The sequence below is a fragment of the Rhodococcus pseudokoreensis genome, from assembly GCF_017068395.1.
GTDB classification, from domain to species: Bacteria; Actinomycetota; Actinomycetes; order Mycobacteriales; family Mycobacteriaceae; genus Rhodococcus_F; species Rhodococcus_F pseudokoreensis.
The window spans coordinates 8,505,348-8,528,666 of sequence record NZ_CP070619.1; the positions used below are offsets into that span (position 1 = coordinate 8,505,348).

The 23,319-nt window shown below is 69.1% G+C and carries 23 protein-coding genes and 1 riboswitch; of the genes, 11 read left to right on the top strand and 12 right to left on the bottom strand.

Annotation, left to right across the window (positions count from 1 at the left end):
• Positions 1–14: 14 nt before the first annotated feature.
• A complete protein-coding gene (locus JWS13_RS44265; RefSeq protein ID WP_206011375.1) occupies positions 15–914 on the bottom strand; it encodes a MurR/RpiR family transcriptional regulator in 900 nt (299 codons plus the stop codon).
• A 425-nt stretch (positions 915–1,339) separates the two neighbouring features.
• On the opposite strand from JWS13_RS44265, the gene JWS13_RS44270 reads away from it, so the two are divergent.
• From JWS13_RS44270 to JWS13_RS44280, 3 genes are all read left to right on the top strand, one after another.
• Complete coding sequence (locus JWS13_RS44270; RefSeq protein WP_206011376.1) at positions 1,340–2,011, top strand: transglycosylase family protein; 672 nt, start codon at positions 1,340–1,342, stop codon at positions 2,009–2,011.
• A gap of 65 nt (positions 2,012–2,076) precedes the next feature.
• Positions 2,077–2,364 carry a hypothetical protein gene (locus tag JWS13_RS44275; protein WP_206011377.1) on the top strand — a complete coding sequence of 96 codons (288 nt, stop codon included), beginning with the start codon at positions 2,077–2,079 and terminating at the stop codon, positions 2,362–2,364.
• Between the two features lie 130 nt (positions 2,365–2,494).
• A complete protein-coding gene (locus tag JWS13_RS44280) occupies positions 2,495–3,331 on the top strand; it encodes an HpcH/HpaI aldolase/citrate lyase family protein (protein ID WP_206011378.1) in 837 nt (278 codons plus the stop codon).
• Here JWS13_RS44280 and JWS13_RS44285 read toward each other — a convergent pair.
• Together JWS13_RS44285 and JWS13_RS44290 are read right to left on the bottom strand one after the other, a co-directional pair.
• On the bottom strand, positions 3,328–4,737 hold the full coding sequence (locus JWS13_RS44285) for an MFS transporter (RefSeq protein WP_206011379.1): 1,410 nt from the start codon (positions 4,735–4,737) through the stop codon (positions 3,328–3,330). The two genes, JWS13_RS44280 and JWS13_RS44285, sit on opposite strands and share 4 nt — an antisense overlap.
• Positions 4,738–4,945: 208 nt before the next feature.
• Positions 4,946–5,140: a hypothetical protein gene (locus JWS13_RS44290; RefSeq protein ID WP_206011380.1), complete on the bottom strand. Its 195-nt coding sequence runs from the start codon at positions 5,138–5,140 to the stop codon at positions 4,946–4,948.
• 221 nt (positions 5,141–5,361) lie between these two features.
• On the opposite strand from JWS13_RS44290, the gene JWS13_RS44295 reads away from it, so the two are divergent.
• Both JWS13_RS44295 and JWS13_RS44300 read left to right on the top strand, forming a co-directional pair.
• Positions 5,362–5,715, top strand: coding sequence for a serine recombinase (locus tag JWS13_RS44295; RefSeq protein WP_206011381.1), 354 nt, complete (start codon positions 5,362–5,364; stop codon positions 5,713–5,715).
• 70 nt (positions 5,716–5,785) lie between these two features.
• The gene (locus tag JWS13_RS44300; RefSeq protein WP_206011382.1) at positions 5,786–6,613 is read left to right on the top strand and encodes an alpha/beta fold hydrolase; all 828 of its coding nucleotides are present in this window, start codon (positions 5,786–5,788) and stop codon (positions 6,611–6,613) included.
• On the opposite strand, the gene bla is transcribed toward JWS13_RS44300, so the two are convergent.
• Entirely contained in the window at positions 6,588–7,559 is a 972-nt protein-coding gene (bla, locus tag JWS13_RS44305; RefSeq protein WP_206011383.1) for a class A beta-lactamase, read from the bottom strand. The two genes, JWS13_RS44300 and bla, sit on opposite strands and share 26 nt — an antisense overlap.
• 147 nt (positions 7,560–7,706) lie before the next feature.
• Here bla and JWS13_RS44310 point away from each other — a divergent pair, with 147 nt between their 5' ends.
• Together JWS13_RS44310 and JWS13_RS44315 are read left to right on the top strand one after the other, a co-directional pair.
• Positions 7,707–8,600, top strand: a complete 894-nt coding sequence (locus JWS13_RS44310) for a LysR family transcriptional regulator (RefSeq protein WP_206011384.1) — start codon at positions 7,707–7,709, stop codon at positions 8,598–8,600.
• Complete coding sequence (locus JWS13_RS44315) at positions 8,597–9,502, top strand: serine hydrolase (RefSeq protein WP_206011385.1); 906 nt, start codon at positions 8,597–8,599, stop codon at positions 9,500–9,502. The genes JWS13_RS44310 and JWS13_RS44315 overlap by 4 nt, the downstream gene beginning before the upstream one ends.
• Positions 9,503–9,517: 15 nt before the next feature.
• Here JWS13_RS44315 and JWS13_RS44320 read toward each other — a convergent pair whose 3' ends face one another.
• The 3 genes from JWS13_RS44320 to cobG are packed head-to-tail and all read right to left on the bottom strand — an operon-like array spanning position 9,518 to position 12,801.
• Positions 9,518–11,020 (bottom strand): precorrin-2 C(20)-methyltransferase, encoded by a 1,503-nt coding sequence (locus JWS13_RS44320; RefSeq protein WP_206011386.1) that lies wholly within the window; start codon positions 11,018–11,020, stop codon positions 9,518–9,520.
• The gene (locus JWS13_RS44325) at positions 11,017–11,643 is read right to left on the bottom strand and encodes a precorrin-8X methylmutase (protein ID WP_206011387.1); all 627 of its coding nucleotides are present in this window, start codon (positions 11,641–11,643) and stop codon (positions 11,017–11,019) included. Before JWS13_RS44325 ends, JWS13_RS44320 begins: the two co-directional genes overlap by 4 nt.
• Before the next feature lie 24 nt (positions 11,644–11,667).
• Positions 11,668–12,801: a precorrin-3B synthase gene (gene cobG / locus JWS13_RS44330; RefSeq protein WP_206011388.1), complete on the bottom strand. Its 1,134-nt coding sequence runs from the start codon at positions 12,799–12,801 to the stop codon at positions 11,668–11,670.
• A gap of 6 nt (positions 12,802–12,807) precedes the next feature.
• A riboswitch (cobalamin riboswitch) is annotated at positions 12,808–12,950 on the top strand.
• Positions 12,951–13,006: 56 nt separating this feature from the next.
• Here cobG and cobN point away from each other — a divergent pair.
• From cobN to JWS13_RS44345, 3 genes are read left to right on the top strand one after another with little or no spacing between them, the layout of a single operon-like run.
• Positions 13,007–16,609, top strand: a complete 3,603-nt coding sequence (gene cobN / locus JWS13_RS44335; protein WP_206011389.1) for a cobaltochelatase subunit CobN — start codon at positions 13,007–13,009, stop codon at positions 16,607–16,609.
• Positions 16,610–16,634: 25 nt separating this feature from the next.
• The gene (locus JWS13_RS44340) at positions 16,635–17,021 is read left to right on the top strand and encodes a PPOX class F420-dependent oxidoreductase (RefSeq protein ID WP_206011390.1); all 387 of its coding nucleotides are present in this window, start codon (positions 16,635–16,637) and stop codon (positions 17,019–17,021) included.
• A 21-nt stretch (positions 17,022–17,042) separates the two neighbouring features.
• Positions 17,043–17,480 carry a TIGR03618 family F420-dependent PPOX class oxidoreductase gene (locus JWS13_RS44345; RefSeq protein WP_087557466.1) on the top strand — a complete coding sequence of 146 codons (438 nt, stop codon included), beginning with the start codon at positions 17,043–17,045 and terminating at the stop codon, positions 17,478–17,480.
• A 15-nt stretch (positions 17,481–17,495) separates the two neighbouring features.
• On the opposite strand, the gene JWS13_RS44350 is transcribed toward JWS13_RS44345, so the two are convergent.
• The 5 genes from JWS13_RS44350 to JWS13_RS44370 form a co-directional block, all read right to left on the bottom strand.
• Entirely contained in the window at positions 17,496–17,843 is a 348-nt protein-coding gene (locus tag JWS13_RS44350; protein ID WP_206011391.1) for an ANTAR domain-containing protein, read from the bottom strand.
• Positions 17,840–18,046 (bottom strand): hypothetical protein, encoded by a 207-nt coding sequence (locus JWS13_RS44355; RefSeq protein ID WP_206011392.1) that lies wholly within the window; start codon positions 18,044–18,046, stop codon positions 17,840–17,842. Before JWS13_RS44355 ends, JWS13_RS44350 begins: the two co-directional genes overlap by 4 nt.
• 218 nt (positions 18,047–18,264) lie before the next feature.
• A complete protein-coding gene (locus JWS13_RS44360) occupies positions 18,265–19,626 on the bottom strand; it encodes a metallopeptidase TldD-related protein (RefSeq protein WP_206011393.1) in 1,362 nt (453 codons plus the stop codon).
• Positions 19,623–21,143, bottom strand: a complete 1,521-nt coding sequence (locus tag JWS13_RS44365) for a TldD/PmbA family protein (RefSeq protein ID WP_206011394.1) — start codon at positions 21,141–21,143, stop codon at positions 19,623–19,625. The genes JWS13_RS44360 and JWS13_RS44365 overlap by 4 nt, the downstream gene beginning before the upstream one ends.
• A 22-nt stretch (positions 21,144–21,165) precedes the next feature.
• Positions 21,166–21,933, bottom strand: coding sequence for a TSUP family transporter (locus tag JWS13_RS44370; protein WP_206011395.1), 768 nt, complete (start codon positions 21,931–21,933; stop codon positions 21,166–21,168).
• Positions 21,934–21,979: 46 nt separating this feature from the next.
• On the opposite strand from JWS13_RS44370, the gene JWS13_RS44375 reads away from it, so the two are divergent.
• Complete coding sequence (locus JWS13_RS44375; RefSeq protein ID WP_206011396.1) at positions 21,980–23,143, top strand: sensor histidine kinase; 1,164 nt, start codon at positions 21,980–21,982, stop codon at positions 23,141–23,143.
• Positions 23,144–23,319: the final 176 nt, after the last annotated feature.

Sequence of the window (23,319 nt, forward strand, 5' to 3'; positions counted from 1 at the left end):
CGGCGGCGGGAACGCTAACAGTCGATCATGTTCCGGGCGCCGCACTCGTTCGTATGACCCGGTTCGTCGGGAAGTGAATCGCTGAGTGCGTCCGGAACGACGTCGCGCGCCCCGGTGTCGACCGCCTGCTGCTCGGGATGGCCGAGTACCGCGCGCTGCAGGGCATACAGGATCGTCAACTGGCTGATCCGCGCAGAAAACGAATCCGCCTCGTTCTCGTGAACCCCCGCGCCTGCCCACAGCACGTGGTCCGAGATGCGGGTCAGCGGGGTATTGGAGTAGCTCGTGATCGCCACTACCGCCGCGTCCCGGTCACGCGCCGCTGCACACGCCCGCAGCGTGTGGGTGTTCGCACCGGAGTAGCTGACGGCGAGACACACGTCCCGGTCGGTGAGCAGCCGAGCCGAGAACTGTTGTCCCAGAATGTCGAGCGGTGCCTCCACGCTGCGACCCACGGTGGTGAACCGCAAGGCGGCATCCTGGATCGGTGGGGACGAGAAGCCGTTACCCACCAACAGGATCCGCCGGGCCCGCACGATCAGGTCCACGACGGCGGCGAACCCGGCGGGATCGATGGTCGCGCGGGTCGCGGTGAGCGCCTCGGCGGCGGCCCGGAATGCCGTGTCCACCGGGGTGGCCGCCGCGGCCTCGGGATCCGGTGTCACACGGGCCAATTCGAGCCGAAGATGTTGGAATCCGCGGAAACCAAGTCGCTGGCACGCCCGAACCACTGTCGCCGGGGACGTTCCCGACGCCGACGCCAGTTCCGCCGTCGACAACTCGACCACCGCCGCGGGCTCGGCGAGTACGACCCGCGCGACCCGCTGCTCCCCGGGGCCCAGAGTGGCCAGGCCGGCGCGCAACCGCGCCAGGGTTGTGCTCGAGCGCCACGGATCGGCGGAGCCATGCGACATGTCGGCACTGTCCTGTTCGTCCCCGCGCCGGCGGGCTCCGGCGGTGTCGGGATCGTCAGGGTAGTCACTGCACCGCCACCTCCGACGGTCGGGAGCGTCCGTTCACCGCGCCGTCATCCAGCATTTGCGCGCGCGTTCAGCAGATGTCGGAATTGTCACGACATGGCCTCGAAACGGTATCGAAACCTCAGAACTGCACAATTTTCACTCGCGTTTCTCAATAGTCGAACATCCGTACCTTGTTCATGCCGTGTGAATTTCGGGAGGAGGCCACGTTCGGGGGCCCGCCGCTGCAGATCTGCCGACGCGGGTTCGTGATCCCGACACCTTCGAGGCGCGGGACGAGGCACCGAAATGGATGGCCGGGAATCGACGTGAAGTCGCCGGCATGCCGCGTCCGCAAGCGCGGAGAGGATTGAGCCAGCATGACCACTCGCAACATGGAGAAACGCACGTTCGGCTGGATCGCCCTGATCGGCGCGGCCGCCACCGTCCTACTGGGGCTGGGCGCGGGAACCGCGTTCGGCGCGCCGCACGACTGGGAAGAAGTCGCGGAGTGCGAAAGCGGCGGAGACTGGACCACCGACACCGGAAACGGGTTCTACGGCGGCCTGCAGTTCACGCCGGAAACCTGGAAGGCGAACGGCGGGAAGGGCGACCCCTCGGAAGCCAGTGAGGCCGAGCAGATCCGGGTCGCCGAGAACGTCCTGAAAACCCAAGGCCCCGGCGCGTGGCCGGTGTGCGGCCAGTATCTGAAGAAGGGTGGCACAGCGCCCGTCGAGGTACCCCCCGTCACCAAGGCGCCTGCACCGGCAATCGAGACTCCCGACCCCGTCGAGACGCCGGATGTCGTCGAGACGCCGGACGCTGTCGAAACACCCGGTGTCTTGGAGACGCCGGACGCTGTCGGGACGCCTGATCTCGCGGAGACTCCCGACGTCGTCGAGACGCCCGCACCGGTCGAAGTACCTGCGACAGACGAGGATCCCGCCACGGTGAAGGCTGCCGCCCAGGAGGCCCTGGACAGAGCCCGCGCGCTTGCCGCGCAGAACGGGTCGAGTGAGGAGTTCGAGGAGAGGGCGGCGGCACCGCGGTAACGTCCGACGCTTCTTGTGCGAACTAACCACAGAACTGTCGTGTCGTCGCCTACGAAGGAGCTCTCGTGCAGAAGAAGTCCGCTCGGCGTGCTGTAGCAATGGCCGGGATCCTGGCCGCACCCCTCGTCCTCGGAGCCACCGTCGGCGCCGGTTCCGCGAGTGCCGAACCGTGGCACGTCGGACCCGTCTACCGTGCCGAGATGTCCGGCGAAGGCGCGGAGTACTTCTGCGGGAAGGCTGCGGCGCTCGAACAGACGTCTGGAGTCGTGATCGTGCCGTGCACGTTCGACTCGGCCACCGCCGTCTGGTACCGCGTCGTCTTCAACCCGGCCAACTGGGGCTTCGACTTCTGAGGCGGACCGCACAGGTCGGCGCCGCACCTGACGAAGCGGTGTCTGGACGCGTCCGCCGCGCTCCGCTTCGTCGAGTGTGCCGTCGCCCGGTGAAGCGCAGACTCCTCGGTATGGCCGAGGAAAGAACAGCATGAGTGTCGAGACAGCCCAGCGCAGCGAGATCGACCTCGCGATGGCGAGAAGTTGGCTCCTGGTTCCCGCGGTCGGGAGCGAGGTTCTCGCCGCGGCGGCTGCCTCGGGCGCCGACGCGCTGATCCTCGACCTCGAGGACGGCTTGCCGTTCGCCGCGAAGGACGAGGGTCGTGCCGTCGCCGCCGCGTGGCTCGAACGGAACCCGGGCTGGGTGCGGATCAACGACGCAACTACCCCGCACTGGCGGAACGACCTCGATGCGATCCGCGGCCTGCCCGGGCTGCGCGGGGTGATGCTGTCGAAAACCGAAGCGCCCGGACAGGTGCGGGACACCGCCGCCGAGATCCCCGGTGTCCCCGTGGTCGCCCTCATCGAATCGGCGGAGGCCGTCGTGGCCGTGGACGACATCGCTCGTACCGCTCCCGTTGCGCGACTCGCGTTCGGGATCGGCGACTACTGCCGCGACACCGGCGCCGGACGAACCCCGATGGCGTTGTCTTACGCCCGGTCCCGGCTCGTCATTGCCAGCCGGGCTGCCCTCATCGCGGCTCCGATCGACGGACCGACGCTGGCGCAGGACGCCGAGATCGTCCGTGACGACACTCGCCTTGCCTGCGAGATGGGGATGACCGGGAAACTGACCCTCGCGAACCAGCAGGTGCCCGTGATCAACACCGCGCTGGCTCCCGACTCGGACGACATCTCCTGGGCCGAGTCGACGATCGAGCGACTGGGTTCGGACGGTAGCCGGGTCACGCACGGCGGTCATCCGCCGCAACTCGCCCGTGCCCATGACATCCTCCGTCGCGCGGACCACTTCGCGGCGCGGGCCTAGGACGGGTCGGCGACGTCGCGTCCGGCCTCCCGGGTCGCGCGGTACGCGGTGAATACTCCGGCCGTCGCGATGACGCCGAGGCCGAGGAACAGCAGTTGCGCCGCGGCGAGGGTCGACGGTGCTCCGAGATTGACCAGCACACCGGCGACCGCGGACCCGACGGCCATTGCGATCAACTTGACGGTGTTGAGCCCGGCCGCCGCCTTGGCGCCCTCCTGAGCGTCGTCGGTGCTCTGCATGGCGGCGACCATCAGGTGCGGGAAGGCGAGTCCGATGCCGGCGCCTGCGGCGGCCAGCGTGACCGCCCACAGAATCGCCACGGCGCGTCCGGCGTCTTCGCGCCAGAGGGCCGCCGTGAGGAGTAGTCCCGCGGCGAGGATGAGCGGTCCGGTGAGCATGGCCACCGTCTTGGCACGCGGGCGGGAGATGTAGGAACTGAAGATCATGGTCACCGACCATCCGACCGACATCATGGTGCCGAGGAATCCCGCGGCGAACGGCGCCAGTCCGGCGAGCCGTTGACCGAACAGCGGTGTGAAGGCCTCGGACACGGTCCCGGATGCGAGGACCGCGATGGTGAGGTAGATCCACTTCAGGGACGACGCCCGGCGGTACGTCGACCGCGGCAGCACTCGGCGCGGTGATCGCCGTTCCCAGGCCAGGAACGCCGCGATGAAGGCGACTCCCACTGCGATCAGGATCAGCATGTGGGTGCGGTTTCCGAGGATGCCCGCCACACTGATCGCGATCGTCGCCAGCGTGAGCAGCGTAAGTGACGTGGTGGGGACGGGTTCGCTGCCGCGCACACGCTCAGTGCGCGGCAGAGCGCGCGGGGCGATCATGGCGATGGTGGCGGCGACCACCGCCAGGGTGACGAACGCGAGTCGCCACTGGCCGAGTTGGGCGAACAGCCCGCCGATCGCCGGTCCGGCGAGAGTTCCCACGCCCCACATCGCCGACACCAATGCGGTCGCGCGGGCCCACAGGCGTTCGGGCAGCGCCTCGCGCAGCACGGCGTAGCTCGAGCCGGCGAGCAGGCCCCCGCCGATCCCCTGCACTGCACGTCCGACGAGGAGCACCTCCATCGACGGGCCGATCGCGCAGATCATCGTGCCTGCGAAGAACGGCGCCAGCGCGAACAGATACGCACCGAGCGGCCCGCGGTGTGCGAGGAGGCGGCTCACGGTCATCGACGAGATCACCGATGCCACCATGAAGACGGTCGCGCTCCACGCATACAGCGATTCGTGACCGAGCTCGCCGATGGCGGTGGGCAGCAGACTCGTTGTCAGGAAGATGTTGACGGCGTGCAGTCCGACGCCGCCTGCGAGGACAGCGGAGGTGGAGCGGTACCGGGGTCCGAGCAATTCGGACCAGCCGGCCTGTGACGGGGCGGTCGTTGTCATGCACTCCACGCTAAAATCTCGAGTGGACTCGAGGTCAAGGGGAAGATCCGATGTCTTTTGGATCCGAAGGGCCTGCTGTCTGTGGGGGAGGTGTCCAGCCGCACCGGTGTGGCCGTCCTGACGATGAAGGCGTGCTATTGCTCAACCCCGAAGATGAACTCGCCGTAGAGGGTTCGGGTCCGAACCGGCTCTGACGATGCCGGGTCGGTCAGAGGTATTCGTGGCGGTGTCCGCATTCGAGGCCGTCGGGGGAAGATTGTGAGCATCGATTCATGCAGTGGAAGACCCGGTACCGTTTGCCCGGAGGCAGCGACGCGAATCCGGCGTGGGCGTCCTTGATTTCGTATCCGATCGGACCGTGGCAGGACGAACAGGTCTTGGTCGCGTCGGTTCCGGTCTCCATTCATCCATCGTAGGGCGGTTCAGGGGCGGGCACGGAGAAATTCACGTCCCGCATCGAAAGCCGGCATCGTTGCCCCGACCATACCGGGGACAGCGGGAAAGTCCACCGGAGTCGCAGTCGCGAGATCCCAAGAAGCGCAGTAATGCTCACGAACTTGCTTATTCCCTGCCGGTGGCTATGGTGCATGCAGGCATCAACGCCATCTACCGGAGGACTGAAATGTGAATGCAGCTACCGATCGTCAATGGGCGGTTCGTGACGCTGTTCTGCGTTGGCTTCTCGCGAAGGCCACCGAAGGGTATCGGAGTCCGATTCTGGACGCGCACGCCGTCGGTGAGACCGTCGGCTGGGCGCCGTCGCCCTTGACCCGGGACGAATTGGCCGACGCGTCGAATTATCTCTACAAGGAAGGGCATGTGACGGGCGTGCCGGTGATGGGGATCGGAATTCCGCGCCCGATGCTGACAGTGGCCGGGCGGCGGGTCGTCGAGGGCGGACGGTCGCTGCGCCCAGTCGATTGCCGTCACGACGTCGAGGGCGGGCACTCGGTCCTCGAAAGCGGCCTCGTGCATTAACGATAGGTGAGTGGCACGGTGTGCGTCCGGACACCGTGCCACTCACGTGCGGGGATGGCACACTGCGGGTGTGGAGCTTTCGCAGACCGTCGAATGGCGCGGCAGATCGGTGGCGTGGGACAGGTTCGGGAACGGCCCCGCCGTGGTGATGTGCCACGGGACGCCGTGGTCTTCGCAGCTGTGGTGGCCGTTCGCACGTGCACTCGCCGCCGAGTTCTCGGTCTACCTGTGGGACATGCCCGGGTACGGGCAGTCGTCGAAGGACGGCGCCCACGACGTCGATCTCGGCGTCCAGGGGGAACTGCTCGCCGACCTCCTCCGGCATTGGAACCTCGACGCACCTCATGTCGTCGCGCACGACTACGGGGGCGCCGTCTCGCTCCGCGCCCATCTTCTGCACGGCGCGCGGTACGCCTCGCTGGCCCTGATAGACGTGGTGGCGCTGCGGCCGTGGGGATCCGACTACTTCCGGCTCGTCGCGGACAACGCCGACGTCTTCGCTGCGCAACCGGCGTCCGTGCACCGTGGTGCCCTCGAGGCGTACGTCGCGGGCGCATCCCACCGCGGCCTGACCCCGGCTCAGATGGCCGTGGTGACCACGCCGTGGCTGTCGGAGGAGGGTCAGGTCGCGTTCTACCGGCAGATCGCTCAGGCCGACGAGCGGTACACCGACGAGATCCAGGACCGGTATGCGTCGATCGACCTTCCCGTTGCGGTCGTGTGGGGCAGAGACGATGCGTGGATCCCCGTCGACCGGGCCGAGGAACTGGCGCGCCTCATCCCCGGTGCGACACTCGAGGTCATCGACGGCGCCGGGCACCTGATCCAGTTCGACGCCCCCGTCGAACTAGCGGTGTCTCTGCACAGGTGGCTCACGGCGCAGTCAAACCCTCGATGACGGCCGCGGTCGTGTCGGCGATCGCCTGGTTGTTTCCCTGCGCGTCTTCCTGATTCGTGAGGCTGTCGGTGAGGACGGCGAGGACGACGGGGGAGCCGTCCGGGCTCCAGGCGACGCCGGCGTCGTTTGCGGTCCCGAACCCGCCGCCACCGGTCTTGTCGGCGGCGGTCCATCCGGGCGGCAGACCGGCACGCATCCGCTTGTCCGAAGTCTTGCTCGCCCGCATCCAGTCCAGCAGCTGATCGCGGCTCGCTGCGTCGAGCGCATCGTCCAGGAGCAGCGCCCGGAAACCCTGGGCGAGGCCGGTCGGTGTCGTCGTGTCTCGGGGATCGCCGCGGAATGCGGTGTTGAGTTCGGTCTCCCACCGATCCAGTCGTGTGCTCTCGTCGCCGAGGTCGCGGGCGAGTGCGGTGATCGCCTGCGGGCCGCCGATCTCGCGGAGCAGATAGTTTCCGGCGGTGTTGTCGCTCCGGGTCAGCGCCGCTTCGGCGATCTGCCCCAACGTCATCGGGGTGCCCACGGCAGCGGCGGTGACCGGCGAGTTCTCGACGAGATCGCCGGGTTCGATCACCACAGTCTTGTCGAGGGACGTCGACCCGTCCTCGACCTTGCGCAGGACCGCGGCGGACGCGTAAGCCTTGAACGTCGAACACATGGCGAACCGTTCGTCGCCCCGGTGGCTGTAGACCGCGCCGGTCGCGGGATCGACGGCCGTCACGCCGATCCGCGTGGCGTACCGCGCTTCCAGTGCCTCGATTTTCGCGTCCAGGGACTGGCGATCCGGCGCCGCCACCACCTCCGACATCGCGGGTGGGGTCTCCTCCGCGGTGGCCGTGCACGCCCCGACCAGCAGCGGCAGAGCCACTGCCAGGGCAACGGCGCCGCGACGACCGGTGCGCCGAGGCTTCGGATGATTGGGCTTTGGGTGATGTCGATGTCTGGGCATGGATCCAATGTGGGGTGCCCCTGCCCATAGCGCAAAGACGACTCGACCTTCGCCGCGAGTCGGGTGCGCTATCACTCCAGTTCAGGGGGGCGTTTTGTGTGCGCGAAGTGGCGGTGTCGCCCGAACCGGGCGGTCGGAACTGGTTCAATGGGCGCCATGGATCTGCTTCGCCATCTGAGTTTCTTTGTCGCCGTTGCCGAAGAGGGACACTTCGGGAATGCCGCGTCGCGACTCGGCATGACGCAGCCGCCGCTGTCGCAGGGGGTCCGCCGGCTCGAACAGAGACTCGGCACGGAGTTGATTCAGCGCAGTGCCCGCGGCGTCGGACTCACCGACGCCGGACGCCAATTGCTCCCGCGTGCGCGGCTTCTCGTGGACGACGCGACCCGATTCGAGGACGAGGCGCACCGCATCGCGGGTGGTCGCGACGCGGTGGTGCGATGGGGTGTCCCGCACTCGGTGGCCGACGCCGTGGTGGTGCGATGTGTCCGTGCGCTACGCGACGCCGACGCCACGCACCCTACCCGGGTGGAGACGACCACGGCGTCCACCACCGAACTCGTGGACGGCGTCCGTGCGGGCAGCCTCGACGTCGCCGTGGTCGAACACCCGGCCCTGCTGACGGGGCTCGACAGCGGCCCGGTGATCAAACTCCGGCGGTGGGTGGTGGTGCCCGACGACCACCCGGTGGCAACCGCAAAGAAGGCGCAGGTCCGGATGCTGCGGGGGCTGATGCTGGCCACCGGTCCGCGCTCGGACAATCCGCCTGCCCACGACCTGTTCGTCGACCTGTGGCGGGTCCGGGGTCTGGACCCGGACATCGTGATCGCCTCGGGGCAGCGGGAACTCCTCACGCGCGTGTCCGCCGGCGGGCACTTCGGGGTGACGGCGACGCCGCCCACGGCGATGCCCGGTGTGGCCTGGGTCGATCTGCTGCGCAACGACCTCTCGCTGCGCGTGCGCATCGTCTGGCGCTCCGGGGCCGATGTCGCATCGTCTGCCGCCGCCCTCGACCGGGTGCTGATCAGGGCCGGTCGATGACGTCGGCGGAGAAGCGGATCCGTGACGTCTTCGCCGACGCCGGGTGCACCGGATGGTTGCACGCCCGCCGCGTCGGGACCCCGCTCGACGACGCAGCCGACGTCGCGGTCGGCGCGGACGACCTCGTCGTGCTCGCGTCCGTCTACAAACTTCCGCTGCTCGTGGCCCTGTGCCGCGCTTTCGAATCCGGGGAGCTGTCGCCGACCGCGACCGTCCGGGTCAATCCGGCCGACTGCACCCCGGGGCCGACCGGCGTGTCGACGTTCCGCGACCCGGTGGTGCTGAGCTGGCGTGATCTGGCGCTGTCGATGATGACCGTGTCCGACAACGCGGCCGCCGACCTGGTTCTCGGGCAGGTGGGACTCGAGAGCGTCGAGCGGGCACTGTCGGAATTGGGCCTGACGAGCACGCGCATCATCGGCGGCACCGCGGATGCGCACCGCAGCCTGGTCATCGACGCCCACGCGCACACCACCGCTGAAGCATTCGCGGCGCTGGCCGACAACGACGAGGCGTGGACGGTGTCCGCCTACGACCCGTCGTACGCGAGCGCGACGACCCCGCGGGAGATGACGTCGCTTCTCGACGCGATCTGGACCGGACGGGCGGTGCCCGGGGCGCAGGGCGAATTCGTCCGGCACGTGATGTCCGCGCAGATCTGGCAGCACCGCATCCGTTCCGGGTTTCCGCACTCGGGGGTGGACGTCGCCGGGAAGACCGGGACCATCGGCGCCATCCGCAACGAGGTGGCCGTCGTGACGTTTCCCGGCGAGATTCCCGTCGCCGTCGCCGTCTTCACCCGCGCCGCCCGGACGGACCCGGTGCTACCGGTGGTCGATGCCGCCATCGGGCACGTCGCCCGGATCGCGGTGACCGAACTCCGTTCCGGCAGCGTCGAGTGAGGGCTGTCCCGGTGCTCAGCCCGGGTAGCGCCGGGGCGTGAAGACCCGAGTCCCGTGTTCGTTCTCGACGACGGTCGTCATGGACGAGCCGACGATGAGCAGGCACCGCATGTCGATCTCGGCGGGGTCGAGGTCGGTGAGGCGCACGACCCGCACCGACTCCTGCGCGCCGGCCACGTCGCGGCCGATGATCACCGGGGTGTCGGGGGAGCGGTGCTCCAGGACGAGGTCGCGCATCGCGGCGACCTGCCAGGTGCGTGACTTCGACGCCGGGTTGTAGACGGCGAAGGCCATGTCGGCGCTCGCGACCGCCGAGATACGCTGCGCCACAACATCCCACGGCTTGAGTCGATCGGACAGGGACAGTACGGCGTAGTCGTGCCCGAGGGGTGCGCCGACCCGGCTCGCCACGGCGTTCGCGGCGGTCATGCCGGGCAGGACACGGACGGGGACGCCTCGCCACTGTTCCTCGGCGGCCACTTCCAGCACCGCCGCGGCCATCGCGAACACACCGGGGTCGCCCGAGGACACGACGGCGACGCGGGCCCCGTTCTTGGCGAGGTCGAGCGCCATCGCGGCGCGTTCGGCCTCGACCCGGTTGTCGCTGGAGTGCCGGCGCTGGCCCGGACGTTCGGGGACCCGGTCGATGTACGGCCCGTATCCGACGAGGTCCGTGGCCAGCGACAGTTCGTGCTGCACTTCCGGGGTCGTCCAGGCCTGATCACCGGGGCCGAGCCCGACGACGACGAGTTCGCCCTGCGGCGGCTGGTCGTCACGGCGGGCGTTCGACGGACTGGGCACGATGGCGATCGAGAAGTAGGGGACGTCGCTGTCCGACACGTCGTCCGCGTGGTCGATCTTCTGCCGGGTCGTGCTGGCCCGCTCGACGTACCACGTCTCGTCGATGCGCCCGGAGTCCTTCAACGCCTGCCGTACGGCCGGGTAGGTGCGTCCGAGTTTCAGGATCGCGGCCGCGTCGGTCTCGCGCAGGCGCCGGGTCAGCTCGCCGCGTGGCAGGGTGCCGGGCAGGACGGTGAGGATTTCCTCGCCCTCGACGAGCGGCATCGCCAGCGCGGCCGAGGCGGCGCTGATCGACGTCACCCCGGGAATCACCTCCGCCTCGAAGCGCTGCGCCAGCCGCTTGTGCATGTGCATGTAGGAGCTGTAGAACAGCGGGTCGCCCGCGGCGAGGAGCGCCACCGAACGGCCGGCCTCGAGGTGCGCGGCGAGTCGCTGCGACGCTTCCTCGTAGAACTCGTCCATCGCCCCCTGGTATCCGCCGGGGTGGTCGACGGTCTCGGTGGTGACCGGGTAGACGAGGTGTTCCTCGATCTGGCCCTCACTCAGGTACGGGGCCGCGACCGCGCGCGAGATGCTCTTGCCGTGCCGGGCGCTGTGGAACGCCACCACGTCGGCCTCGGCGATGACCCGCGCAGCCTTGACGGTCACCAGTTCCGGGTCGCCCGGTCCGATGCCGACGCCCCACAGCTTGCCGCTCGACCGCTCTTCGGAACTCATTCGACCTCGCTCGCAATCGCATTCAGCGCCGCAGCCGTGATGGCACTGCCACCGCGGCGGCCGCGGACCACCAGATAGTCGAGTCCGCTCGGGTGCTCGATCAACGCTTCCTTCGACTCCGCCGCACCGATGAACCCGACGGGGCCGCCCACGATCGCGGCTGGCCGGGGTGCACCGGATTCGATCATGTCCAGCAGGTAGAACAGGGCGGTGGGGGCGTTGCCGATCGCGACGACGGCGCCGTCGAGCTTGTCGGCCCACAATTCGAGCGCGGCCGCCGAGCGGGTGTTCCCGATCTGCTCCGCCAGCACCGGAACCCGGGGGTCGCGCAGGGTGCAGATCACCTCGTTGTCCGCCGGGAGCCGCTTGCGGGTCACGCCGGCCGCGACCATCTGCGCGTCGCACAGGATCGGGGCGCCGTTCGCCAGCGCCGCGCGGGCGGCCTTCACGACGCCGGGGGTGAACGCGACGTCGTCCACGAGATCGACCTGGCCGCTCGCGTGGATCATGCGGACCACGGCCTGTGAGACGTCCTCGGGAAAGGCACTGAGATCCGCTTCGGCGCGGATCGTGGCGAAGGACTGGCGGTAGATCTCCGCGCCGTCTCGGATGTACTCGATCATCCGCTCACGATAGAGGCTCCGGGTTCACCGCTTGTCCACCCGGTAACCCGTCTCGGTGGCGACGACGTCGGCGACCTCGCCCTTGGGGCGGCCGCAGCAGCGCTCGCAGCCCGACCAGTGCTGTCGGCCCTCCACCGGGAGTTCGCCGCTCGCGACGGCGTCCCGCGCATCGGTCCGGACATCGGCGAGCGCCTTCTCGCACCCGGGTTGCCCGGTGCAGGCGCTGACGTTCAGCCACGGGGAGTTCTCGTCGAAGATCAGGCCCATCGGGGCGAGGACCCGGACCACCTGCTCGGCGGACCACTCGTCCAGATCGCACAGCAGCACCGTCTTCCACGGCGTGACGATCACCGGCTTCTCGACCGCGGCGAGGAACTCCGCCAGCCGGGCGTCGAGGACACCGAATGCGAGACCGCCGCCGAGGGTCACGTTGCCGTCCGGCTGGTCGAGCCACCCGATCGGCGGCCGGTGCTCGTCGAACCCGGGCACCGGATCGGCGGTCGGTGCGAGCGTCAACGCCGACAGCGTCCGGTCGACCCCGTCGGCGATTTCGGACAGCCGCCAGTGTCGATCGCGCAGTTCCAGGAAGACGCGGGCGGCATCGACGAGCACCGACACCGCGTCCGCTGTCGGGATCCGGGCCCCGCTGTCGCGACCGGCGAGGATCAGCGCGACCTCCGCCCCATCGACCGCGTGGACCCCGAAATCGCCGCCGAGCGCCGAGACGTCGCCGCGTCCGTCGTCCAGGGTGAACAGGGTGCGGCCGGGCAGGTCCGCCAACGCGGAGTCGGCGCACAACGTCCGGTCGAGGACACCGACCAGTTCGCGCAGGTCCGTGAGACCACCGATCCGGCCGGTCAGCGGCGAGACGAGGATGTTCCGAACCCGCTCGTGCGTCTCCGACGGCAGCAGGCCAGCGCCGGCGAGCCGCCGGGCGAACTCCAGCGGGTCGCGGACCGCCCGCAGTTGCGCGTTGCCGCGGGACGTCAGTTCGATCTCGCCGTTCCCGAGGTCGCGCGCCGATTCCGCGAGGGTCTGCACCTGGGCGGAGGTCAGCAGGCCGCCCGGGAGGCGCACCCGGGCGAGCGCGCCGTCGGCCGCCTGGTGGACCTGCAACGCGCCGGGACATGCATCGGGGCGGGAACGGGAGTCGACCATGGTCCCAGGTTACGTCCGGCCCCGGGTAGCATCACCAGCACTTGCGACAGCAGGAGAGGAAGCCGGTGAGAATCCGGTGCGGTCGCGCCACTGTGAGCTCGCCGAAACCGGTGGGCGAGCCAGACCCTCACCTGCCGTCCTCCGACCTCCGGTTCCGCACAGAACCACCGCCACGGGGCGCGACACCCCCAGGAAGGCTCCACACGTGATCCTGCTGCTCTCCACCTCCGACACCGACCTGCTCAGCGCACGCGCCAGCGGGGCGGACTACCGCTGGGCCAACCCGGCACGGCTGCTGGTCGAGGAGGATCTGCCGGGACTGCTCGACGGCGCCGACCTGGTGGTGGTGCGCATCCTCGGCGGCAAGCGGGCGTGGGAAGAGGGGCTCGACGCGGTCCTGGCCAGCGGACTGCCCGTGGTGGTCCTCGGCGGCGAGCACGCCCCGGACGCCGAGTTGATGGAGTGCTCGACGGTCGCGGTCGGTGTCTCGGCAGAGGCGCACAACTATCTCGCCGAGGGCGGCGCCGACAACCTCGCCCAACTGCACCACTTCCTGTCCGACACCGTGCTGCTGACCGGTCACGGTTTCGAGGCGCCGGTCCACCTGCCGAGCTGGGGTGTCGCGCCGTTCGCGCCCGACGCCGACGCGGACCGCCCCACGATCGCCGTTCTCTACTACCGCGCCCAGCACCTGGCCGGGAACACCCGCTACATCGAGGCCCTGTGCGACGCCGTCGACGCGGCGGGCGGCACTCCGCTGCCGATCTTCTGCGCGTCGCTGCGCACCGCCGAACCGGAGTTGCTGACGACGCTGCGCCGCGCGGACGCGATGGTGGTCACCGTGCTCGCCGCCGGCGGCACCAAGCCGGCGGGCGTCTCGGCCGGCGGTGACGACGAGGCGTGGGACGTCGCCGCGCTGGCGGCGCTGGACGTGCCGATCCTGCAGGGGCTCTGCCTGACCAGCAGCCGGGAGTCGTGGGAGTCCAACGACGACGGACTGTCCCCGCTCGACGTCGCCACCCAGGTCGCGGTCCCCGAGTTCGACGGCCGGCTGATCACGGTGCCGTTCTCGTTCAAGGAGATCGACGCCGACGGCCTGTCCACCTACGTTCCCGACGCCGAGCGCGCCTCCCGGGTGGCGGGCATCGCCGTCCGGCACGCCCGGCTGCGGCACATCCCCGCCCCCGAGCGCCGGATCGCCCTGATGCTGTCGGCGTACCCGACGAAGCACGCCCGCATCGGCAACGCCGTCGGTCTCGACACCCCGGCCAGCGCGATCAGGTTGCTCACCGAGATGCGGGCGGCCGGCTACGACCTGGGCCCCGCGGACGGGCCGGACTCCGTGCCCGGCCTCGCAGCCCAGGACGGCGACGCGCTGATCCACGCCCTCATCGCCGCCGGCGGCCAGGACCCGGACTGGCTGACCGCGGAGCAACTGGAGGGGAACCCGATCCGGATCTCCGCCGCCCGCTACCGCGAATGGTTCTCGGCGCTGCCCGCCGAACTGCGCGAGGGCGTCGAGGAACACTGGGGACCGGCGCCGGGCGAACTCTACGTCGACCGTTCACAGGACCCCGACGGTGAAATCGTCATCGCCGCAATGCAGTTCGGAAACCTCGTGCTGATGGTGCAGCCGCCGCGCGGATTCGGGGAGAAGCCGGTCGCGATCTACCACGACCCCGACCTGCCGCCGAGCCACCACTACCTCGCCGCGTACCGGTGGATTGCGGCGGACGCCGCGGCGGGTGGTTTCGGCGCCGACGCCGTCGTCCATCTCGGTAAGCACGGAAACCTCGAATGGCTGCCCGGCAAGACGCTCGGCATGTCCGCCTCGTGCGGCACCGATGCCGCGCTCGGCGACCTGCCCCTCATCTACCCGTTCCTCGTCAACGATCCGGGCGAGGGCACGCAGGCCAAGCGCCGCGCCCACGCGACCCTCGTCGATCACCTGATCCCGCCGATGGCCCGCGCGGAGAGCTACGGCGACATCTCGCGGCTCGAGCAGCTCCTCGACGAGCACTCGAACATCTCCGCACTCGACCCGTCCAAGCTGCCCGCCATTCGCCAGCAGATCTGGACGCTGATGCGTGCCGCCAAGATGGACCACGACCTCGGACTCGAGGAACGTCCCGACGAGGACGTGTTCGACGACATGCTGCTGCACGTCGACGGCTGGCTGTGCGAGATCAAGGACGTCCAGATCCGGGACGGCCTCCACGTGCTCGGTGCGGCGCCCCGGGACGACGCCGAGGTCGAACTGGTGCTCGCCATGCTGCGCGCCCGGCAGATGTGGGGCGGCGAACAGAACGTCCCCGGACTCCGCGAGGCTCTCGGCCTCAGCGAGGACGGCGACGAATCCCGCACCCGCGTGGACGAGATCGAGCAGCAGGCGCACGCGCTGGTGCAGGGCATGCACGACGCCGACTGGAACCCGGACGCCGCCGACACCCTCACCGACGACGCCACGGTCGCGAAGATCCTCCGTTTCGCCGCCACCGAGGTGGTGCCGCGGCTGCGGGAGACGGACAACGAGATCGCCCAGGTGCTGCACGCGCTCGACGGCGGTTTCATCGCCGCCGGGCCGAGCGGGTCGCCGCTGCGCGGGCTGATCAACGTGCTCCCGACTGGCCGTAACTTCTACTCCGTCGACCCGAAGGCCGTGCCGTCGCGGCTCGCCTGGGAGACCGGTCAGGCGATGGCCGAATCGTTGCTGGACCGCTACAAGTCCGATCACGGCGAGTGGCCGCGGTCGGTCGGTCTGTCCGTGTGGGGCACGTCCGCGATGCGCACGTCCGGCGACGACATCGCCGAGGTGTTCGCGCTCCTCGGCGTGCGCCCGGTGTGGGACGAGGCGAGCCGGCGGGTGGTGAACCTCGAGGTGATCGACCTCGAGGAACTGGGCCGTCCGCGCATCGACGTCACGGTCCGGATCAGCGGCTTCTTCCGGGACGCGTTCCCGCACGTCCTGGCGCTGCTCGACGACGCCGTCCGGCTCGTCGCCGCACTGGACGAACCGGTCGAGAGCAACTTCGTGCGCGCCCATGCGCAGGCGGATCTCGCCGAGCACGGCGACGAACGTCGCGCGACCACCCGCATCTTCGGGTCCAAGCCGGGCACCTACGGGGCCGGACTGCTGCAGCTGATCGACTCCAAGAGCTGGCGCGGCGACGCCGACCTCGCCGACGTGTACACCACGTGGGGTGGATTCGCGTACGGCCGCGGACTGGACGGCGCACCCGCCGCCGACGACATGCGGACGGCGTACCGGCGAATCACCGTGGCGGCCAAGAACACCGACACCCGCGAACACGACATCGCGGACGCCGACGACTACTTCCAGTACCACGGCGGGATGGTCGCGACCGTGCGGGCGCTCACCGGGAAGTCGCCCGAGGCGTACATCGGCGACAGCACCCGGCCCGAGTCGGTGCGCACCCGCACCCTGTCGGAGGAGACGTCCCGTGTCTTCCGGGCCCGGGTCGTGAACCCGCGGTGGCTCGAGGCGATGCGCCGCCACGGTTACAAGGGTGCGTTCGAGATGGCGGCGACCGTCGACTACCTGTTCGGATACGACGCCACCACCAACGTCGTCGCCGACTGGATGTACGAGAAACTCGCCGAGTCGTACGTGCTGGACGAGCAGAACCGCAAGTTCATGGAACAGTCCAATCCGTGGGCCCTGCACGGCATCGCCGAACGCCTCCTCGAGGCGGCCGAGCGGGACATGTGGGAGCACCCCGAGCAGCAGACCCTCGACGGCCTGCGGCAGGTGTACCTCGAAACCGAAGGCGAACTCGAAGGGGACTGACCGGCGTCCGGGCTAGCATGGCCGGGTGACCACAGAATTCGATCGGGTGTCGTCCGCGAAGTATGTCCTGCTCACCACGTTTCGGAAAGACGGCACTCCGGTGGCGACGCCACTGTGGGCCGCCGCCGACGGTGACCGTCTGCTGATGTGGACGGTCACCGATTCCTACAAGGTCAAACGCATCCGCCGCAATCCGGAGGTGACGGTGGCCGCGTGCGACGCGCGTGGCAAGCCGAAGGGCCCCGAGGTGCCCGCCCGCGCCGTCATCCTCGACGCCGCGGACACCGACCACACACGGGACGTGATCGCCCGCAAGTACGGCATCCTCGGCTGGCTCACGATGAAAGGCAGCCTCCTCCGCCGAGGGAAGACCGGCACCATCGGACTCGCCGTCACGGCCGACGACCGGTAGGAACCGCAGTAGTCTCGGTGGATGACGACTCTCGAGGACGCTGTAGCGCTGGCACGGGACGACAACGGTCTGGCGGTGGTCGCCACCCTCCGCGCGAACGGAACCATTCAGGCCTCGATGGTCAACGTCGGCCTGCTCGAGCACCCGGCCACGGGCGAACCGGTTCTGGGATTCGTGACCTACGGAAGGGTGAAGTTGAACAACTTGCGGTCTCGCCCTCAGGTCGCGACCACCTTCCGCGATGGGTGGCAGTGGGCGACCGTCGAGGGAACAGCCGAGATAGCCGGTCCCGACGACCCCCAGCCGTGGCTCGACGACGAGAGACTGCGGCTTCTGCGTCGGGAGGTGTTCGTCGCTGCCGGAGGCACGCACGAGGACTGGGACGAATACGACCGGGTGATGGCAGAGCAGGGTCGGGCGGTCGTCTTCGTCCGGGTCGATCGGGTCTACAGCAACTGACACCCCGCGCCGGCGTCACCGCGCCAGCAGCGTCGTCCATTCCTTGAACTCGAGTGTGTACGACGGTGCCGGCGTCGTCACGGACGGGCACGGCTGCCGCCGAGTCGCCAATTCCACCAGCGATTTCGCCGCCCGCAACACGCTGACGTGGTGATGGCGGGAGACGTCGAGCAATTCCTCGAACGCCTCGGCGTCGCCGTATCCGCGGGTGGCGATGAGGATTCCCTTCGCGGTGGCGAGAACTTCGCGTCCGTCCGGGTGGCGGTGCGGGATCGAATGTGCAGGCGGTGCGGCCTCGAGGACGTCGTTCGACACTGTGATCTCCTGGATTGGGGTACTTCGCTGAATGCTCGGCGCGGTCATACCGCCGCCACCATCAGCGCCGTGGCGAGGACGACGATCAGTCCCCCCGTCGCGGCGGCGAGAACTGAACCGGTGATGATGCCTATGCCGGTGGCGCAGACGAGGCAGACGAACGTCGTCAGAGCCACGTCGGCGAGCGCGAACCGTCTCGTGACCTTGGTGTGGCCGTGGAGTGCTTCGCGGATGCGGGTATCGGAGTGCATGAAACCTCCTGTTCAGCGTGCAAGGGACGGACTCGCGGCACGCGCCGACCACGCGGCGATGCGGTGAGTTTCGGTCCCGTTCTCTGGAGACCTGAATATGACATCCGCGGCGAAACGACTCTGGAGTGAGAAATCTCATATGCGTGATGTCTGCAGCATTTATAACGGAAAGCTCACGGGCTGTCACCTAGACGAGCGTCCGCATAGAAATTGCGCCCTCAGAGCGCCTTGCTGACCGAAGACATGTGGAAATCCGGCACCCGCACCGACGGCATCGCGGTCCGGGTGAACCAGTCCTTCCACTCGCGGGGCAGGGTCCGCTCGGTGGCGCCGGCCTGCGTGACCCTGCGCAGCAGGTCCAGGGGGCTCTCGTTGAATCGGAAGTTGTTCACGGCGCCCGCGACCTTCCCGTTCTCGACGAGGTAGACGCCGTCCCGCGTCAATCCCGTGAGCAGCAGCGTGGCGGGGTCGACCTCACGGATGTACCAGAGGGTGGTCAGCAGCAGTCCGCGTTCGGTCTCGGCCACCATCTGGTCGAGCGACACCGAACCGCCGGCGTCGAGGATCAGGTTGTCGCCGGGCACGGTCGCCTCGGCGTCGAACTCCTTCGCCGCCGCCCGCGGGTACGCGAGCGCGCCGACGGTGCCGTCGCGGATCCAGTCCACCCGGCCCGCGTCCATCCCGTTGTCGAAGACGGACACCGATTCGGACGACGACCCGGCGATCACGAACGGCGCATATTCCAGGCCGAGCGCGGCCGGATCGGAATAGAGGGTGAGGGGGAGTGCACTGAGCTTTTCCCCGATGCGGGTGCCCCCGGGCGCCGACAGGGCGGAATGGCCCTCTTCGGCGGCCCTGCCCTCCATGGTCCACATGAGGTAGATCATGAGGTCCGCGACCGCGGACGGCGGCAGGATCGTCTCGTACCGGCCCGCGGGCAACTCCACCCGGTTGCCGGCCCAATCCAGGCGCGTCGACAGGTCCTCGAGCAACTTCACGCCTGCCACATCGGTGAAGTCCTTGGTGCTGGTGCCCACCCAGGCGCTGGCGTCGCCGCGTTTGCCGTTGATCTCGACCGACCCGGTCGGCTGGACGAATCGGCGGTGGATCCCCGTCGACGTGCCCAACCAGGTGGTGTGCAGCTGATGATGGGCGAAACCGTAGAGCTGGTCGTCGCCGTCGAAGCCCATGCTCAGATCCTGGGCGAGTTGTTCGAACGCGCCGATCTCGGTGCGCTGCGCCGAATCCTCCCAGCGCTCGTCGGTGCCGGTTCCGGTGAGCAGGGGCATCGCGTCGGACGCGGGTGTGGCTGCGCGGGCGGAGATTTCGGCCGATCGGACCACCCCGTCGATGTCGGCGACGTCGACGGACGCGGAGGTGACGATCCCGACCCTGGCGTCCTGCCCGGACCGGACGATGGAGATGACTGTCCAACTGCGCGAGGTGGACACGCCGTTGGTGGTCATCGAGTTGCCCGCCCACCGCAGCGACGCCTCGCTGGCATCCGTGACGATCACGATGGTTTCGTCCACGGAGGCCCGGGCGAGGACCTGCTCGACGAGTTGCTGCGGTGCGATCATCGGCCGCCTTCCGTCCGGGTGTTCAGTACGTTGACTCCGCGGAACAGCGCCGACGGGCAGCCGTGGCTGACGGCCGCGACCTGACCGGGCTGTGCCTTGCCGCAGTTGAAGGCGCCCCCGAGCTGCCATGTGGACCGGCCGCCGACGGCGTCCATCGAACCCCAGAAGTCGGTGGTGGTCGCCTGGTAGGCGACGTCGCGCAGTTGCCCGTCGAGCTTGCCGCCGCGGATACGGTAGAACCGCTGGCCGGTGAACTGGAAGTTGTAGCGCTGCATGTCGATCGACCAGGACTTGTCGCCCACCACGTAGATGCCGTCCTCCACGCCGGAGATCAGGTCCTCGGTGCTGCGATCGGTGTCGGGATCGGGCTGCAACGACACGTTCGCCATCCGCTGGATCGGGACGTGGTGCGGCGAGTCGGCGTACGAGCAGCCGTTCGACCGCTCCAGCCCGAGCCGGGGCGCGAACGCCCGGTCGAGTTGATAGCCGACGAGAATCCCGTCGGCGACCAGGTCCCACGACTGCGTCTCGACGCCGTCGTCGTCGTACCCGACCGTGGCGAGGCCGTGCCGCTCGGTCCGGTCGGCGGTCACATGCATGATCGGTGTCCCGTAGCGCAGCGTGCCGAGCTTGTCGGGCGTGGCGAACGAGGTGCCGGCGTAGGCGGCCTCGTAGCCGATCGCGCGGTCGTACTCGGTGGCGTGCCCGATGGACTCGTGGATCGTCAACCACAGGTTGGTCGGGTCGATCACCAGATCGGTGGGACCGGCCACCACGCTGGGGGCCTTCACCTTCTCGGCGAGCAGGTCCGGGATGCGGGCGAGTTCGTCGGTCCAGTTCCACACCCCGTCTCCGGCGACGTATTCCCATCCGCGGCCGACGGGGGGAGCGAGGGTGCGCATCGTCTCGAACACGCCGGCCGACTGGTCGACGGTGGTCGCTTCGAGTTGCGGATGCAACCGCACCCGCCGCTGCACGATGGAGGACCCGGCGAGATCGGCGTAGAACGTCTGCTCCTTCACCTGCAGGCATCCCGCGGTGACGTGGTCGACGCCGTCGGACGCGAGCAGCCGGCGGGAGTATTCGCCCAGCAGCGAGATCTTCTCCGACGCGGGGATTTCGAACGGATCGACCTCGTAGTCGGACACCCAGTGCACGTCCGGATACACCGGTTCGTCCGCGAGTTCGACGGTTTCCCGGTTCAGCCCGCGCAATGCCCGGGCGACGGCGACGGCCTGTTCCGCGGTGGCGGCGGCGGTCGCGGGGGTCAGCTCGGCGTGCGAGGCGAAACCCCACGTGCCGTCGACGACGACCCGCACCGCGAAGCCGAGTTCGTCCGTGTCCACCGCCGATTGCACTTCGCCGTCGCGGAGTCGCAGCGACTGGCTGGTCAGTCGATGGACCCGCAGGTCGGCGTGCGACGCGCCCGCCGCACGGGCGGCGGCGAGCGCCGCGTCCGCCAGCGAACGCAGCGGAAGGGCAAGGAATTCCGGATCAACCTGTCGTGGAGCCGTCACCTGGACCACCGTAGTCGGTCGATCACCCGAATTGCTGCCAACCCAACCGGATCACCATCGCGATCACCACGACCAGCAGCGTGATCCGGACGAAACCGGCACCCTTGCTCAGCGCCATCCGCGAACCGGTGATCGCTCCGATCACGTTGCAGACCGCCATGCTCAAACCGAGCGCCCACAGCACGTGGCCGGTGGCGGCGAAGAACACCAGCGCACCGAGATTCGATCCGAGATTGATCACCTTCGCCATCGCGGCGCTGCGCACGAATTCCGTGCCGAGGAACGTGGCGAAACTGATGATGAGAAACGTCCCGGTGCCCGGCCCGAACAGGCCGTCGTAGAAACCGAGGAGCCCTGCGGAGAGCAGGACGACGGCGACGACCTTCCGCCGGGTCGGCGGATCCTTCGCCAGCGTGGTCCCGAGTTGCGGACGGATGGTGACGAACACGGCGACCCCGACGAGCACCGCCATGATTAGCGGGATGAAGACGTCCTTGTCGATGCGCGACACCGTCGCGGCGCCGAGCGCGGACGTCACCGCCGCGAGCACACCTGCGGGAACCAGCAGCCGCCAGTTCATGGGGATGCGGCGCGCGAACGTGACGACGGCGGCGGACGTGCCGGTGAACGCGGTGAGCTTGTTGGTGGCCAGCGCCGCCTGCGGCGTCAGCTGCGGTGCGACGAGAAACAGAGCGGGAATGAGGATCAGCCCGCCGCCGCCGACGACGGCGTCCACCCACCCGGCGGCCGTCGCGGCGGTGAGAAGAAGCGCCCAGTCACCCACATTCATGGTGCCGACTCAACCACACCCGCCACGAGGTACTTACGCTGTGCACATGAGGAGGTTCAGTCTGTGGCTGCGGGGCAAGCCGACGGTTGCGGACTCGATGTTGGCGGCGATCCTGTTCACCCTCGAGGTGTTCGTGTTCACCGCGTCGGGAGACCGCTCGCCCTGGGTGCAGCTGGTCATGGGTTTCCTGCTGTGCCTGCCGATTGCGTGGCGCCGCAGATATCCGCGGGCGGCGGCAGGGGCTGTGCTGGTGATGTCGATCACGATCACCTTCATCAGCTACTCCATCGGCGACCTCGACGCCGAGCACCCCGGCCTGCTGGCGCTCGCCGTCTCCCTCTACACGCTCGTCGCGTACGTCGACCGCCGCACCGCCGCGGTGTACGCGGTGGGCCTGGTCGTCGATTCCGTCCTGTCGATCTGGTTGCTGGAGCAGGAATTGCTGGCGGCCGGCTTGTTCTCGGTCCTCGTCTTCGCGCTGTCCTGGATCACCGCGGAATTTCTCGGCGCCCGCCGCGCCTACGACGAGGAGGTCGCGGCCCGCCTCGTCGTCGCCGACTACGACCGGGATCGCCGCGCCGAGGACGCGGTGGCCGCCGAGCGGACCCGGATCGCCCGGGAACTGCACGACGTGGTCGCCCACGCGGTGAGCGTGATGATCGTGCAGGCCGACGGTGCGTCCTACGCCCTGAAGAGCAACCCCGACATCGCGAAGCAGGCATTGACCAACATCGCGAGCACCGGGCGGGAGGCGCTGGCGGAACTGCGGCGCACCGTGTCGCTGCTCCGCACCGAACCGGCGACCGACGACATGCCCCAGCACGGCACGGCCGGTCTCGCCAGGGTGGTCGACATGATGCGCAGCGCCGGCCTGCCCGTGGAACTGGAGCTGACGGGGGAGTTGGACGACGTCAGCCCGGCGGTCAGCCTCGGCGTCCATCGGCTCGTTCAGGAATCGCTGACCAACGTGCTCCGGCACGCCGGAGAACGTCCGCGTGCCAAGGTGCGGGTGCGGCGCCGCGAGACGGACGTCCTCGTCGAGATCACCGACAACGGCAACTCGTCCGGGCAGTTCTCGCTCGGCTCGGGCAACGGACTACTCGGGATGCGGGAGCGGGTCGCCGTCCTGCACGGCACGCTCGAGGCGGGTCGGCAGACCGACGGGAGTTGGCGCGTCACCGCGGAGCTGCCGCTCGAGTTGGAGGACTGAGCGGTCCGGTCATTCTCGGCGCACCGCTGTGCGGATACGTGCGTCGTGGCCAGAATCCACGTCAAGACCTGGCCGAGTGTCATCCATGTTTTGGCCCGCGCCCGAGCCCGATTGCCTCCGCCGGTCACGATCAATCCTCGACCGAAGCCCGCAAGTGGCGGCGACCGACGGCATTC

Excerpts from the sequence above, each read along its gene's own strand:
- JWS13_RS44265 (WP_206011375.1), bottom strand. The coding sequence starts at position 914 with ATGTCGCATGGCTCCGCCGATCCGTGGCGCTCGAGCACAACCCTGGCG.
- JWS13_RS44270 (WP_206011376.1), top strand. The coding sequence starts at position 1,340 with ATGACCACTCGCAACATGGAGAAACGCACGTTCGGCTGGATCGCCCTG.
- JWS13_RS44280 (WP_206011378.1), top strand. The coding sequence starts at position 2,495 with ATGAGTGTCGAGACAGCCCAGCGCAGCGAGATCGACCTCGCGATGGCG.
- JWS13_RS44285 (WP_206011379.1), bottom strand. The coding sequence starts at position 4,737 with ATGACAACGACCGCCCCGTCACAGGCCGGCTGGTCCGAATTGCTCGGA.
- JWS13_RS44290 (WP_206011380.1), bottom strand. The coding sequence starts at position 5,140 with ATGGAGACCGGAACCGACGCGACCAAGACCTGTTCGTCCTGCCACGGT.
- bla (WP_206011383.1), bottom strand. The coding sequence starts at position 7,559 with ATGCCCAGACATCGACATCACCCAAAGCCCAATCATCCGAAGCCTCGG.
- JWS13_RS44310 (WP_206011384.1), top strand. The coding sequence starts at position 7,707 with ATGGGCGCCATGGATCTGCTTCGCCATCTGAGTTTCTTTGTCGCCGTT.
- JWS13_RS44315 (WP_206011385.1), top strand. The coding sequence starts at position 8,597 with ATGACGTCGGCGGAGAAGCGGATCCGTGACGTCTTCGCCGACGCCGGG.
- JWS13_RS44320 (WP_206011386.1), bottom strand. The coding sequence starts at position 11,020 with ATGAGTTCCGAAGAGCGGTCGAGCGGCAAGCTGTGGGGCGTCGGCATC.
- JWS13_RS44325 (WP_206011387.1), bottom strand. The coding sequence starts at position 11,643 with ATGATCGAGTACATCCGAGACGGCGCGGAGATCTACCGCCAGTCCTTC.
- cobG (WP_206011388.1), bottom strand. The coding sequence starts at position 12,801 with ATGGTCGACTCCCGTTCCCGCCCCGATGCATGTCCCGGCGCGTTGCAG.
- JWS13_RS44345 (WP_087557466.1), top strand. The coding sequence starts at position 17,043 with ATGACGACTCTCGAGGACGCTGTAGCGCTGGCACGGGACGACAACGGT.
- JWS13_RS44350 (WP_206011391.1), bottom strand. The coding sequence starts at position 17,843 with ATGACCGCGCCGAGCATTCAGCGAAGTACCCCAATCCAGGAGATCACA.
- JWS13_RS44355 (WP_206011392.1), bottom strand. The coding sequence starts at position 18,046 with ATGCACTCCGATACCCGCATCCGCGAAGCACTCCACGGCCACACCAAG.
- JWS13_RS44360 (WP_206011393.1), bottom strand. The coding sequence starts at position 19,626 with ATGATCGCACCGCAGCAACTCGTCGAGCAGGTCCTCGCCCGGGCCTCC.
- JWS13_RS44370 (WP_206011395.1), bottom strand. The coding sequence starts at position 21,933 with ATGAATGTGGGTGACTGGGCGCTTCTTCTCACCGCCGCGACGGCCGCC.
- JWS13_RS44375 (WP_206011396.1), top strand. The coding sequence starts at position 21,980 with ATGAGGAGGTTCAGTCTGTGGCTGCGGGGCAAGCCGACGGTTGCGGAC.